This is a genomic window from Halomonas sp. SSL-5 (genome assembly GCF_030708455.1).
In the GTDB taxonomy this organism is placed as follows: domain Bacteria; phylum Pseudomonadota; class Gammaproteobacteria; order Pseudomonadales; family Halomonadaceae; genus Halomonas.
In genome coordinates this window covers 152,387-165,508 of the sequence record NZ_JAUYWF010000005.1, presented here as the reverse complement: position 1 = coordinate 165,508, position 13,122 = coordinate 152,387, and the positions used below count along the sequence as shown (strand labels likewise).

Genomic DNA, 13,122 nt, shown 5'->3' with positions numbered 1-13,122 from the left:
ACCATGTTCAATCGGATCCTGGTCCCGGTGGATGGCTCCAAGGGCGCGCTCAAGGCACTCGAGAAGGGCGTGGGGCTGCAGCTGCTGACCGGCGCGGAGCTCTACCTGCTGTGCGTGTTCAAGCACCACAGCCTGCTCGAGGCCTCGCTCTCCATGGTGCGCCCCGACAAGCTGGAGATACCCGACGACGCCCTCAAGGAGTACGCCACCGAGATCGCCGTGCATGCCAAGAACCAGGCCATCGAGATGGGGGTACCGGCCGACAAGCTGCGCGCCTTCGTCAAGGGCGGGCGTCCCTCGCGTACCATCGTGCGCTTCGCCCGCAAGCGCGAGTGCGACCTGATCGTGATCGGCGCCCAGGGCACCAACGGCGACAAGAGCCTGCTGCTGGGCAGCGTCTCCCAGCGCGTGGCGGGCTCTGCCCACTGCCCCACCCTGGTGGTCTGACCCCCCCCCTCCCTCGGCCCGGTCGCCGCGTGCTGCGGAACCGGGCCGCCCCTGTTAGAGTCCCAAGGTTCGCATTCACCCCAGGCGCCCGCCGGCGCCGGAACCACAAGGGACTTCCATGAAACGACTGCTGACCACCGCCTCCCTCGCCGCCCTGTTGGGTGCCGCCCCCCTGGCGTTCGGCGCTATCGAGAGCGACGAGCAGAAGCTGGGCTATAGCCTCGGCGTGACCCTGGGCCAGAGCCTGCAGCAGGACGTCGAGGACCTCGACGTCGACGCCTTCACCCAGGCAATCCAGGACGTCTTCGCCGGCGACGACCTCGCGCTGAGCGACGAGGAGATGGCCGAGGCGCTGATGGCCTTCCAGCAGCAGGCCGCCGCCGAGCGCCAGGCAGAGGCCGAGGCGGCCGCCGAGGCCAACCGCGCCGAGGGCGAGGCCTACCTGGCCGAGAACGCCGAGCGCGACGGCGTCGAGACCACCGACTCCGGCCTGCAGTACCGCGAGCTGGAATCCGGCGACGGCGTCAGCCCGGGCGCCCGGGACAGCGTTGAGGTGCACTACGAGGGCACCCTGATCGACGGCACCGTCTTCGACAGCTCCTATGCGCGCGGCGAACCGGTGAGCTTTCGGGTCGATCAGGTCATCGAAGGCTGGCAGGAGGCCCTGCAGCTGATGAACGTGGGCGACACCTGGGAGATCGTGATCCCCGCCGAGCTGGCCTATGGCGCCCAGGGCCAGGGACCCATCGGCCCCCACGAGACGCTGCTCTTCAAGGTCGAGCTGCTCGATATCAACGACGCGGAAGCGGCGTCCGGCGACAGCCAGGACGATGAGTAAGCCCCAGCCAGGCGCCTGGGTGGCGGCCGCGATGCTCGCGGCGCTGCCCTCGGCGGCGCCGCTCGCCGATACCTCAGCGTCCACCGACACCCCACCACAGCCGCTCCCCGCCCTGGCGGCGAGCGGCTCGGACACCAGCGTGCTGGGCGTCTCCTCGGGGGGCTACATGGCCACCCAGCTGGCGGTGGCCTGGCCCGAGCGCTTCGCTGGGCTCGGCGTGCTGGCGGCCGGCCCCTGGTCGTGTGCCCAGGGCTCGCTGGGCCTGGCGCTGGGCCAGTGCATGTCCACCCGGCGCGGCATGCCGGACATGCAGGCCCTGGAGCAGCGCCTGGCCGATTATCGTGAACGCGACCTGGTCGGCCAGGCCGAGGCGCTGGAGGCGCTCAGGGTCTACGTCTGGCACGGTGGCGCCGACGAGGTCGTCGAGCCACGCCTGGGCGCGGCGCTGACCGAGCAGTTCCGGGGCTGGCTGGGCGATCCGGCGTCACAGCTGGAGTTTCGCCAGGATGCAGACGTGGGCCACGGCTGGCCCGTGGACACGGCGCTTGTCGCCGCCGAGCCGGCCGCGCTGGGCGACTGCCGTGAGGGTGGTGCCCCTCACCTGCTGGCCTGCGACCTGGACATCGCCGGCGATGCCCTGGCCTGGCTGCACGGCGAGCAGGCGCCGGCCGCCGGCGATGCGCCGCGCGGTGAGCTGCTGCGCTTCGATCAGGGCGACTTCGACGCCAAGGGGCTGGCCGATACCGGCTACCTGTTCGTGCCGGAGGAATGCGCGGAGGGTGGCTGTGCGGTCAGCATGGCACTGCACGGCTGCAGCATGGGCGCCGAGCAGATCGACGAGGCCTTCGTGCGCCACACCGGGCTCAACGCCTGGGCGGCGGAGAACCGGCGCATCGTGCTCTATCCACAGGCCGAGACCCGCCTGGGCAATCCCCAGGGCTGCTGGGACTGGTGGGGCTATGCCGAGAGTACCTGGCAGCTCGACCCCATGCACGACAGCCGCCAGGGCAGCCAGACACGCGCGCTGATGGCCATGCTCGAGCGGCTGCAGGAAGACATGCCGGCACGCTGATCGTCGCCGCCGGGCGAGGCCCGGAGGTGATGATGAGGTGGCGAGGTGAAGTGGGCTAGAGCGTCTCGCGCAGTGCGGCGAGCAGCCCCTGGTGGGAGGGCGAGTAGAGCACCCGGCGCTGGATCTCCCCCTGGCGGTCGACCAGGTAGAGCGACGAGCTATGGTCGATGGTGTAGCCCATGGCCGAGTCCGGCGCCTCGACCCGGCGCCACACCACGCCGTAGCGCTCGGCCAGCCCCTCGAGCTGCGCCTGGCTGCCGGTGGCGCCGATGAAGCGCTCGCCGAAGAAGGCCAGATACGCCGCCAGCCGCTCGAGGGTGTCGCGCTCGGGATCCACCGAGACCATCAGCGGCACCACCCGCTCGCGCTGGGCGGGCTCGAGCTCGGCCAGGGCCTGGCGCACCACCGCCAGGCTCATCGGGCAGACGTCGGGGCAGTAGGTATAGCCGAAGAAGAGTACCGCCAGCTGGTCCTCCTCGAGCCGGGTCAGCGAGAAGTCACCCTGGGTCGAGGCCAGCTCCACCGGGCCACCGACCGGGCCACCATCGACGCCGGCGGCGAGCTGCTGCTGGTACCAGCCGACGCCGCCCACCGCCAGCAGCAGCACGATCAGGCCAACACCGGCCCAGACTCCCTTGCGTTTCATGGCGCGTCTCCCTCCACATCGAAATCGAACCCGCTGCCCAGCTTACCATCGGCGGTCTCGACGATGACACGCGCCCGCCAGGGCATCACCGCCTCGGTGCAGATCGGGATCTGTCCCTCGCCGCGATAGCGGCCATCGTCAGCGAGGGTCAGGGGGTAGCGATGCAGCCCCATGTCCATGTCGCGGCCCACGAAGTCCACCACCACGCGCTCCGCATCCACCCCGTCGAGGGAGACCTCGAGGGGCAGTCGCTGCAGGGCCCGGATCTCGCCACGCACGCCGAGGTCGAGTGCCAGGCGGCGCTGGTTGCCCAGCTCGGCCAGGCAGGGCCCGGCACTCAGCTCGCAGCCGGTCGCCTCGGGGTACCAATGTACCTGCCCCGCGTCGCGCAGCAGGTGACTGGCCAGGAACCAAAGCGCCACGGCCACCGTGCCCAGGGTAAACAGCACCAGCAGGCGCAGCAGCGGGGGGCGGGGGACGGTCGCTTCGTGGCTGGAAGAGTCGGGCATGGAGGACGTGATCCTCACGGTGAGAGGTGATGCCGGCAAGCTTATCAGCATTCGTCTGTGGCAGACTGCGGAGCGATGTCGCAGGCAACGAGACCAAGGAGACCGACATGGCGGACGTCGCGGGTGCCCTGGGCCCCCTGTTCCTGCTGATCCTGCTGGGCGCCGGACTGGGCCGGCTGCAGCAGCCGGGCGGCGAGTTCTGGCCCCAGCTGGAGCGGCTGATCTACTTCCTGCTGTTTCCCGCCATGCTGGTGGCTACCCTGGCCACCGCCGACGTCGGCCAGGTACCGGTGACCCGGGTGGCCGTGGCACTGCTGGGGGCCATGGGCGCCTTCGCCGTCCTGATGTGGCTGATACGCGGCCGGCTGGACCTGGAGGCCGCCGCCTTCACCTCGGCCTTCCAGGGCGCGCTGCGCTTCAATACCTATGTGGGCGTGGCCGGCGCCGCGGCGCTGCACGGCGCGCCTGGGGCCACCGTGGCCGCGGTGGCCGTGGCGCTGATGGTCCCGGTGGTCAACGTGCTGTGCGTGGCCAGCTTCATCGCCGCGGGCACCCTGGGCCGCGGCAGCCTGGGCAGGAGCCTGGCCGCTCTGGGCCGCAACCCGCTGATCCTGGCCTGTCTGATCGGTATCGGCCTGAACGTCAGCGGCATCGGCCTGCCGGGCTGGAGTGCGGCAACGGTGGAACTGCTGGGGCGTGCCGCCCTGCCCCTGGGTCTGGTGGCGGTGGGCGTGGCGCTGCGCCCCGCGGCCCTGGTACGCCTCGACCGCGGCATCTGGGCCAGCCATCTGGTGAAGCTGGCCCTGATGCCGGCCCTGGCCCTGGCCCTGGCGGCGCTGCTGGGGCTGGATCCGGTGAGCCGCGACGTGGTGCTGCTGTTCGCCGCCCTGCCCACCGCCACCTCGGCCTATATCCTGGCCCGCCAGCTGGGCGGCGACGCCGAGATGATGGCGGCGCTGATCACCGGCCAGACCCTGCTGGCCATGGCGACCCTGCCCCTCTGGCTGCGCCTGGCCGGCTGATGGCGGCGTCCGCGCGACTCAGATAGAAAGTATTCGCATTTGTGTTGACGAAGCAAACGAGAACGATTACTCTTCATTTGTCGGCGTTGATGAGGCGCCGTCACCAGGCAGGGCCCGCCAGTCTCCTGGCCTGGTTTCTCCCTCCTCATTGCTAGTCACGGTCTTGCGCCACCCTCCCCGAGGGTGGCCTTTTTCGTTCTACACCGTGCGCGAGTAGCGACCCTTGCTTTTGGCCAGGTAGGCATCGAAGGCCATGGCGGCGTTGCGCATCATCAGCCGGCCGGCGGGCAGCACCTCGATCTCGGCGTCGCGGATCGCCAGCAGGCCGTCGTCGGCCATCTCCTGGAGCTCCTCCAGGGCGTCGGCGAAGGTGTCGCGGAAGACGATGCCGTGCTCGGCCTCGATGGCCGCGAAGTCGATGCGGTTATGGCACATCAGGGCGTTGATCACGTCGCGACGCAGGCGGTCGTCGTCGCTCAGCCGGTAGCCGCGGAACACCGCCAGATGGCCCTCCTGCAGGCGATGCTGGTACTGGGCGGTCTCCTTGACGTTCTGGCTGTAGGTGTCCCCCACCTTGCCGATGGAGGTGATGCCCAGGCCGATCATGTCGCAGTCGGCGTGGGTGGAGTAGCCCTGGAAGTTGCGCTGCAGGGTGCCGTTCTCCCGGGCCAGGGTCAGCTCATCCTCGGGCAGGGCGAAGTGGTCCATGCCGATATACACGTAGCCGGCCTCGGTGAGGCGGCGAATGGTCAGCTCCAGCAGCTCCAGCTTGCGCTCCGGAGGCGGCATGTCCTCGGGACGGATCAGCCGCTGAGCCTTGAACAGCTCCGGCAGGTGGGCATAGCTGTAGGTGGCGATGCGATCCGGGCGCAGGGCGATGATCTTGTCCAGGGTGGTGTCGAAGCTGGCCACCGTCTGCAGCGGCAGGCCGTAGATGAGGTCGACGCTCACCGACTCGAAGCCCGCCTCCCGGGCGGCGTGAACGAGGGAGATGACATCCTCCTCGCTCTGCACGCGGTTGACCGCCTTCTGCACGTCGGGGTCGAAGTCCTGCACCCCGAAGCTCAGCCGATTGAAGCCCAGCGCATGCAGCTCATGGATCTGCTCGGGGGTCACGGTGCGCGGGTCCACCTCCAGCGAGAACTCGCGCTCCTCGGGCGGCGCGAAGTGGAAGGCGTCATCCAGGCTCGCCATCAGCTCGCCGAGCTGGGCGTTGCTTAAATAGGTCGGCGTGCCACCGCCCAGGTGCAGCTGAGTCATGCGCCGGGTCTCGTCGAACAGCGCCCCCTGCACCCGGATCTCCTGCTGGAGCCAGGTCAGGTACTCGGCGGCACGCTCGGTGTTGTGGGTGATGATCTTGTTGCAGGCGCAGTAGTAGCAGAGGCTCTTGCAGAAGGGGATATGCACGTAGACCGACAGCGGCTTGGGCGTCTCGGCGCGGTTGCTGCGCTCGGCGGCCGCACGGTAGTCATCCTCGGCGAAGGCCGCATGGAACTGGGGCGCCGTGGGATAGGAGGTGTAGCGCGGCCCGGGGCGGTCGTACTTCTCGACCAGCGGGCGATTGAAGAGCAGATGGTCTTGCATGATCAAACGGCCTCGTTGAAAGCTCTGGCACCGCCGCGGCGATGCCGAATGCTGCGCAGTATGCCAGCCTGGGGCCGGCGCGTCGGTACCCTTGTGGTGGTAGTTGACCCCGGTCAAATCCCTGGGCGACTCGGCACCCGCCGCGACCAGACAAGCAGCCGCCAGGCGGTGAGCAGCCAAGCCAGGCTCCAGGCCAGGGCCGAGGCCCACAGCAGGGGCAGCCAGGCCGCGCCCGCCGGGAAGGCCACCAGGCGCAGCACGGCGGCCACGGCGAAGAGCAGTGCCAGCGGCAACAGCAGCGGCTCTCGCTCGGGCCGCCCCTTGGCCCTGAGAATGGCCTGGCGCAGCATGATGCCGCTGGCCAGGGTGCCCAGCGCCCCCACGGTGAAGGCGTGGATCACACCGCCCAGCGGCTGGCCCAGCCACAGGGTGCGGGCCGCCAGCAGCAGCCCGATCCCCAGCCAGGTATAGCCCAGCAGCAGGCCGAGCAGGTCGGGGCGCTCGGCCAGCGTCCAGGGGCGCCAACGGCCTAGCCGCCACATCACCACCAGCCCCGCCGCCGCCATCGGGGGCGCCGCCAGGCTGGCCGTGGACGGCCAGGGGGCCAGCAGCGGGGTGACCCCCAGCAGCAGGATCAACCCCCCCTCCAGCCGCGGCTGAATCCCGGCGCCGGCCTGGCGTCGGCTCGCCATCAGGTGGCCATTGATCGCCGGCGCCAGCACCCGGCCACCCATGAAGGCCATCAACAGCACCAGCCAGAGCACGGCGTGATGCATCAGCGCAGGGGGCAACGGGTCGTGGCGTGCCAGGCGCCCAACCAGGGTTGCCACGGCGAGCAGGCAGAGCACGCCCAGCAGCGGCGACAGCATCCGGTTGCGCCACTTCTTGGCGGCCAGGAAGCGCGGCACTACTCGCCAGGCCAGCAGCGCCGCAAACAGGCCATCGGCGAGCAGCACGGGCAGCGCCTCGGGCCACAGCAGACCGCCGCCCCTGGCGGCGAGCCACAGGGCCACCAGCCCCAGCAACCATCGCCGCGGCAGCGGTCCCAGCAGGTAGCCGGCGATCACCGCCAGGGCGAAGCCGAACAGCAACTCGCGACCGTGTGCCGCAGGGGAGGCAAGCAGACCAAGGGACAGGCCGTGGTAGAATGCCGCCAGCGTCAACGGCGCCGAGATCGCGGCATGCAGCGCTGCCAGGGGGAAGAACAGCCGCCAGGCGGGCAGCGTGGAACGACGCCCCGCGGGCTTTGTTGACACAGCGCAACCCTCCCGGCATGCCGCCGTGCTAAGATGTATGCAGCTTACTCCTTAACAGTCTACGCCCCCGGGCCGGGGAGGTCATCACATGTCAGGATCCGCTTCGCGTCTGGCCTGGTGCAGCCTGACCTACGCCTGCATCGGGCTCGGCACCGCCGGCCTGGTGCTGCCGCTGCTGCCGACCACGCCCTTCCTGCTGCTGGCCGCCTGGTCGGCGCCCAAGGGCTCGCCGCGGCTGGCGCGCTGGCTGCAGAGGCACCCCCGCTTCGGCCCCACCCTGCAGGCCTGGCGCGAAGAACGTGCCATCCCGCGACGCGCCAAGGCGCTGGCACCGCTGCTGCTGGCCGTCAGCTGGGGGCTGCTCTGGATCGGCGGCATGCCACCCCTCGGCCTGACGCTGGCGGCGCTGCTGTTCCTCGCGGTGGCCGCCTATGTGCTGACCCGGCCCAGCGCCCTCGCTAGCCCCGCCGCCCCGCATCTGGGCCCGGCGCTGATTCGACCTTCGACCACAAGACGACGCCCCACATGCATCTGACCCGTTTCACCGACTACTCGCTGCGCGTGCTGCTCTATCTGGCGATGAAGGGCGAGCGTCGCTCCACGATCACCGAGATCGCCGAGCGCTTCGATATCTCGCGCAACCACCTGATGAAGGTGGTCCAGGACCTCAGCCACCAAGGCTACATCACCTCCATCCGCGGCAAGAACGGCGGACTGCTGCTGCGGCGCGAGCCGGACACCATCGTGCTCGGCGAGCTGGTGCGCCTCACCGAGCGTGACCTCACCCTGGTGGAGTGCTTCGGCGACGACAACGAGTGCGTGATCACGCCGGCCTGCCAACTCAAGCACATCCTGATGGAAGCCCTGGAGGCCTTCCTCGGGGTGCTCGACGGCTACACCCTCGAGGACCTGCTGGGCCCACGCCGCCGGCCACTGATCCGCCTGCTGCAGCTGGACGACAACCCCGCCGCCTGAGTCCCTCCCCCACGCGTGCGGTCCACACCGGGCCGCTGCTCCCGCGTCTCCCGGGCGATCACCTCGCCGGGTCGCGGCGGTCCTGCCGCTCCCGCCCTCCTGGGCTTTATTAGGTATGTCTTTTGCTTTTTTGCCTCATGGGTCTAGGCTGTAGATGACCCACGTCAAGCCGAGGCAGCACGCTGACTGGCATGATGGCAACAGCTGCCCGGTGAGGTCGATTGTCGCAACCGGGCTTTTATAAGCAATTGAATATGCATTCTGGAGGTTCCTTATGAAACTGCTCCTCGCGGCCACCCTGCTCGGCGGCGCCCTCCTGGCCATGGACGCTCAGGCCGCCGGCGACGCCGAGGCCGGTGCGGACAAGATCGGCACCTGCGTGGCCTGCCACGGCACCGACGGCAAGGGCCTGGCGCCCATCTACCCTAACCTCAACGGCCAGTCGGCCACCTACCTCGAGAGCAGCCTCAAGGCCTATCGGGATGGCCAGCGCGGTGGCGGCATGTCGGCACTGATGACGCCGATGGCCCAGGGCCTCTCCGATGAGGACATCGCCGACATCGCCGCCTACTACTCAAGCCTGGAATGACCGCCAGTCAGGAATGACGGCCCGGGCCGGCCCAGCGCCGGCCCTGCTGCATATGGGTAGCGGCCGGGTTGCCGCCCGATACGCCATGGCCAACGCCCGCAAGGACCTCCCCATGCCCGAATCAAACCTTCGGCCGACCCGCGTCGTCGGCCTGCTGCTGACACTGCTTCTGCTGCTGATGTCCCTGCCGCTGAACGCCATGGAACTGGGGCAGGTGCGCGAGGGCTTCCCCGCGGCAGACCGCCTGGAGCCCGCCGATTCCCAGTGGCCAGTCAGCCGTATCATGGCCGGCGACGAGACCCTCGGCTACGCCTTCGAGAGCGTCGAGATGGCGCCGATACCCGCCTACTCCGGCAAGCCGGTCAACATGCTGGTGGCCTTCGACCTCGAGGGGAATATCGTCCAGGCCGACGTCATCAGCCACGAGGAGCCCATCATGCTGGTGGGCATCCCGGAGCAGGAACTCGAGGACTTCGCCGACGACCACGTCGGCGCCCACGTCAACGACCGCATGAAGGTGGGCGACAACCTGGACGCCATCTCCGGCGCCACGGTCACCGTCATCGTGGTCAGCGACACCGTGATGCGCGCCGCCCGCCTGGTGGCCGCCGAGCAGGGGCTGATCGCCGACCCCTCCGCCACCCCGCCGGCCACGGTGCGTCAGGACGTCTTCGAATCGAGGAACTGGTCGACCCTCACCGGCGACGGCACCATTCGCCGCCTGCACCTGACCCATGGCGAGGTGGACGACTCCTTCGTGGGCACCCCCGCCGAGGACTACATGCACACGCCGCAACCGGCGGAGCGCACCTTCATCGAGCTCTTCTACACCTACCTGAACCCGCCCACCGCCGGGCGCAACCTGCTCGGCGACACCGGCTACGAGCAGCTGCTGGAGCGGCTCGACGAGGGCGAGCACGCCATCGCGGTGATGGGCCGCGGCGACTACTCCTTCAAGGGCTCGGGCTACGTGCGCGGGGGCATCTTCGATCGCCTCGAGCTCTCCCAGGGCGGCAATACCATAAGCTTCCACGACCGCGACCATATTCGCCTGGGCAACCTGGGCATCGAGGGCGCCCCGGCCTTCGACGAGCGCGATATCTTCATCATCCGCGACGCGGCCGCCTTCGACCCCGGCCGGCCATGGCAACTGGAGCTGCTGGTGCGCCGCGCCTCCGGCCCCCTGGACACCGAGTTCAGCCGCTTCAGCGCCGACTACAGCGTGCCCGAGGCCTATATCGACCGCCCCGAGCCGCCCAAGGAGGTGCCGATCTGGGTCGAGGTGTGGAAGGACAAGGCCTTCCAGATCGCCGTGCTGCTCGCCGGCCTGCTGGTACTGACAGGCATCATGCTGTTCCAGGACGTACTGGTGAAGCATCCGCGCATCCTGCGCCCGCTGCGTCTGGGCTTTCTGGTCTACACCCTGGTGTTCATCGGCTGGTACTCCCTGGCCCAGCTCTCGGTGGTCAATATCCTGACCTTCACCAACGCCCTGATCAGCGACTTCAGCTGGGGTTCGTTCCTGATCGACCCGATGATGTTCATCCTCTGGTCCTTCGTGGCGGTGAGCCTGCTGCTTTGGGGCCGCGGCGTCTTCTGCGGCTGGCTGTGCCCCTTCGGCGCCCTCCAGGACCTGGTCAACAAGGCCGCCCGCAGGCTCGGCGTGAGGCAGTTCGAGCCGCCCTTCGGCCTCCACGAGCGGCTCTGGGCGCTCAAGTACATCATCCTGCTGGGGCTGTTCGCGGTCTCCCTGCACTCGCTGGGCACCGCCGAGCGCTACGCCGAGGTGGAACCCTTCAAGACCGCCATTACCCTGCGCTTCCAGCGCGAGTGGGGCTTCCTGCTCTACGCCCTGGTGCTGGTGGCGATCTCCGCCGTCAACCACAAGTTCTACTGCCGCTACGTCTGCCCGCTGGGCGCCGGCCTGGCGATTCCCGCCCGCCTGCGCCTGTTCGACTGGCTCAAGCGGCACCGCGGCGACTGCGGCACCCCGTGCCAGATCTGCGCCAACGAATGCGAAGTGGCCGCCATCCACCCGGATGGTCGCATCAATGCCAACGAGTGCCACTACTGTCTCGACTGCCAGATCACCTACCACGACGACAAGCGCTGCCCGCCGATGATCAAGCGCCGCAAGCGTTTCGAGAAGGCGTCGCGACTCTCCACGGGCAAGCGTGGCGTCGAGACCCATGACCCCGCCAGCGCACGGCTGCAGCGGATTCCGACCTACCAGGAGGAGTGAACCATGAGTGACAAGAAGAAAGAGATCGAGAATCTCGGACGCCGCCATTTCCTGCGCAACAGCGCGGTCACCGGTGTCGCCGGGGCGGGCCTGGCCGGCGGCTTCGGCGCCGGTACCCTGCTCGGCGGCAGCGGCAAGGCCCAGGCCGCCAGCGAGGGCAGCATCGAGGTCGCCCCGGGCGAGCTCGACGAGTACTACGGTTTCTGGAGCGGCGGCCAGTCCGGCGAGGTCCGCGTGGTGGGCATCCCCTCCATGCGCGAGCTGATGCGCATCCCGGTGTTCAACCAGGAGGGGGCCACCGGCTGGGGGATCACCAACGAGTCCAGGCGCATCCTCGGCGACTCGGTCAAGTTCCTCAACGGTGACTCCCACCACCCGCATATCTCCATGACCGATGGCAGCTACGACGGCAAGTACCTGTTCATCAACGACAAGGCCAACACCCGGGTGGCCCGTATCCGTCTCGACATCATGAAGACGGACAAGATCACCAGCATCCCCAACGTCCAGGCGATCCACGGCCTGCGGCTGCAGAAGGTGCCGCACACCAAGTACGTGTTCGCCAACGCCGAGTTCCCCATCCCCCATCACGACGACGACACCGTCAACGACGGCCGCGGCATGGAGAACCCGGAGGGCTACTACACCATGTTCAACGGCATCGACGCCGAGAGCATGGACGTGGCCTGGCAGGTGATCGTCGACGGCAACCTCGACAACACCGATGCCGACTACACCGGGCGCTTCGTGGCCTCGACCTGCTACAACTCCGAGAAGGGCATGACCCTGGCCGACACCATGCGCGCCGAACGCGACTGGGTGGTGGTGTTCGACGTCGAGGCGATCGAGGCCGCCGTGGCCGCCGGCGAGTTCAAGACCCTGGGCGACAGCGAGGTGCCGGTGCTCGACGGCCGCAAGGGCTCGGCGCTGACCCGCTACATCCCGGTGCCCAAGAACCCCCACGGCCTCAACACCTCGCCGGACGGCAAGTACTTCATCGCCAACGGCAAGCTCTCGCCGACCTGCACGATCATCGCCATCGACAAGCTCCCCGAGCTGTTCGACGATGCCATCGAGCCGCGCGACACCGTGGTCGGCGAGCCGGAGTTGGGGCTGGGGCCGCTGCACACCACCTTCGACGGCCGCGGCAACGCCTACACCACGCTGTTCATCGATAGCCAGATCGCCAAGTGGAACATCGAGGACGCCATCCGCGCCTACGACGGCGAGGAGGTGAACTACCTGCGCCAGAAGCTCGATGTCCACTACCAGCCGGGGCACAACCACGCCAGTCTCACCGAGACCAAGGATGCCGACGGCAAGTGGCTGGTGGTGCTCTCCAAGTTCTCCAAGGACCGCTTCCTGCCGGTGGGTCCGCTGCGCCCGGAGAACGACCAGCTGATCGACATCTCCGGCGAGGAGATGAAGCTGGTCCACGACGGCCCGGCCTTCGCCGAGCCCCACGACTGCATCCTGGTGCGTGCCGACCAGATCAATCCCAAGAAGGTCTGGGTCCGTGACGACCCCTTCTTCGCCGAGACCGTGGCCATGGCCAAGGAGGACGGCGTCACCCTGGAGACCGACAACAAGATCGTGCGCGACGGCAACCAGGTGCGCGTCTACATGACCTCGGTGGCGCCGCAGTTCGGCATCACCGAGTTCAAGGTCAAGCAGGGCGACGAGGTCACCGTGGTGATCACCAACCTCGACCAGGTCGAGGACGTCACCCACGGCTTCACCATGACCAACCACGGTGCCGTCATGGAGATCAGCCCCCAGCAGACCGCCAGCGTCACCTTCACCGCCGACAAGCCCGGGGTACACTGGTACTACTGCCAGTGGTTCTGTCACGCCATGCATATGGAGATGACCGGCCGCATGCTGGTCGAGAAGGCCTGATAGCACCCATCGGGGCCGGGCAGACGCCCGGCCCCGCTTTTTT

At 68.7% G+C, this 13,122-nt stretch carries 13 protein-coding genes; 9 read left to right on the top strand and 4 right to left on the bottom strand.

Going from position 1 to position 13,122, the window contains the following annotated elements:
• Positions 1-3: 3 nt before the first annotated feature.
• The 3 genes from RAN53_RS07665 to RAN53_RS07655 all read left to right on the top strand — a co-directional run bounded on the left by RAN53_RS07665 (position 4) and on the right by RAN53_RS07655 (position 2,357).
• Positions 4-447, top strand: a complete 444-nt coding sequence (locus RAN53_RS07665; protein WP_161431844.1) for a universal stress protein — start codon at positions 4-6, stop codon at positions 445-447.
• Between the two features lie 118 nt (positions 448-565).
• Entirely contained in the window at positions 566-1,285 is a 720-nt protein-coding gene (locus RAN53_RS07660; RefSeq protein ID WP_305796225.1) for an FKBP-type peptidyl-prolyl cis-trans isomerase, read from the top strand.
• Positions 1,278-2,357 carry a PHB depolymerase family esterase gene (locus tag RAN53_RS07655; protein WP_305796224.1) on the top strand — a complete coding sequence of 360 codons (1,080 nt, stop codon included), beginning with the start codon at positions 1,278-1,280 and terminating at the stop codon, positions 2,355-2,357. The genes RAN53_RS07660 and RAN53_RS07655 overlap by 8 nt, the downstream gene beginning before the upstream one ends.
• A 55-nt stretch (positions 2,358-2,412) precedes the next feature.
• Here the strand turns inward: RAN53_RS07655 and RAN53_RS07650 are convergent, their stop codons facing one another.
• Together RAN53_RS07650 and RAN53_RS07645 are read right to left on the bottom strand one after the other, a co-directional pair.
• Positions 2,413-3,003: an SCO family protein gene (locus tag RAN53_RS07650; protein WP_305796223.1), complete on the bottom strand. Its 591-nt coding sequence runs from the start codon at positions 3,001-3,003 to the stop codon at positions 2,413-2,415.
• Complete coding sequence (locus tag RAN53_RS07645) at positions 3,000-3,512, bottom strand: hypothetical protein (protein ID WP_305796222.1); 513 nt, start codon at positions 3,510-3,512, stop codon at positions 3,000-3,002. Before RAN53_RS07645 ends, RAN53_RS07650 begins: the two co-directional genes overlap by 4 nt.
• Positions 3,513-3,619: 107 nt before the next feature.
• Here RAN53_RS07645 and RAN53_RS07640 point away from each other — a divergent pair, with 107 nt between their 5' ends.
• On the top strand, positions 3,620-4,534 hold the full coding sequence (locus tag RAN53_RS07640; protein ID WP_305796221.1) for an AEC family transporter: 915 nt from the start codon (positions 3,620-3,622) through the stop codon (positions 4,532-4,534).
• Between the two features lie 198 nt (positions 4,535-4,732).
• On the opposite strand, the gene hemN is transcribed toward RAN53_RS07640, so the two are convergent.
• Together hemN and RAN53_RS07630 are read right to left on the bottom strand one after the other, a co-directional pair.
• Positions 4,733-6,118 (bottom strand): oxygen-independent coproporphyrinogen III oxidase, encoded by a 1,386-nt coding sequence (gene hemN / locus RAN53_RS07635; RefSeq protein ID WP_305796220.1) that lies wholly within the window; start codon positions 6,116-6,118, stop codon positions 4,733-4,735.
• Between the two features lie 113 nt (positions 6,119-6,231).
• Positions 6,232-7,374, bottom strand: a complete 1,143-nt coding sequence (locus RAN53_RS07630) for an NnrS family protein (RefSeq protein ID WP_305796219.1) — start codon at positions 7,372-7,374, stop codon at positions 6,232-6,234.
• Between the two features lie 88 nt (positions 7,375-7,462).
• Between RAN53_RS07630 and RAN53_RS07625 the strand changes: the two genes are divergently transcribed.
• The 5 genes from RAN53_RS07625 (at position 7,463) to nosZ (ending at position 13,079) form a co-directional block, all read left to right on the top strand.
• Complete coding sequence (locus RAN53_RS07625) at positions 7,463-7,909, top strand: DUF454 family protein (protein WP_305796218.1); 447 nt, start codon at positions 7,463-7,465, stop codon at positions 7,907-7,909.
• Positions 7,900-8,349 (top strand): RrF2 family transcriptional regulator, encoded by a 450-nt coding sequence (locus tag RAN53_RS07620; protein WP_305796217.1) that lies wholly within the window; start codon positions 7,900-7,902, stop codon positions 8,347-8,349. The genes RAN53_RS07625 and RAN53_RS07620 overlap by 10 nt, the downstream gene beginning before the upstream one ends.
• A 274-nt stretch (positions 8,350-8,623) precedes the next feature.
• Positions 8,624-8,938 (top strand): c-type cytochrome, encoded by a 315-nt coding sequence (locus RAN53_RS07615; protein WP_305796216.1) that lies wholly within the window; start codon positions 8,624-8,626, stop codon positions 8,936-8,938.
• A gap of 112 nt (positions 8,939-9,050) precedes the next feature.
• Positions 9,051-11,180, top strand: coding sequence for a transcriptional regulator NosR (nosR, locus tag RAN53_RS07610; RefSeq protein ID WP_305796215.1), 2,130 nt, complete (start codon positions 9,051-9,053; stop codon positions 11,178-11,180).
• A 3-nt stretch (positions 11,181-11,183) separates the two neighbouring features.
• Positions 11,184-13,079: a TAT-dependent nitrous-oxide reductase gene (nosZ, locus tag RAN53_RS07605; protein ID WP_305796214.1), complete on the top strand. Its 1,896-nt coding sequence runs from the start codon at positions 11,184-11,186 to the stop codon at positions 13,077-13,079.
• The last annotated feature ends 43 nt before the right edge of the window (positions 13,080-13,122 follow it).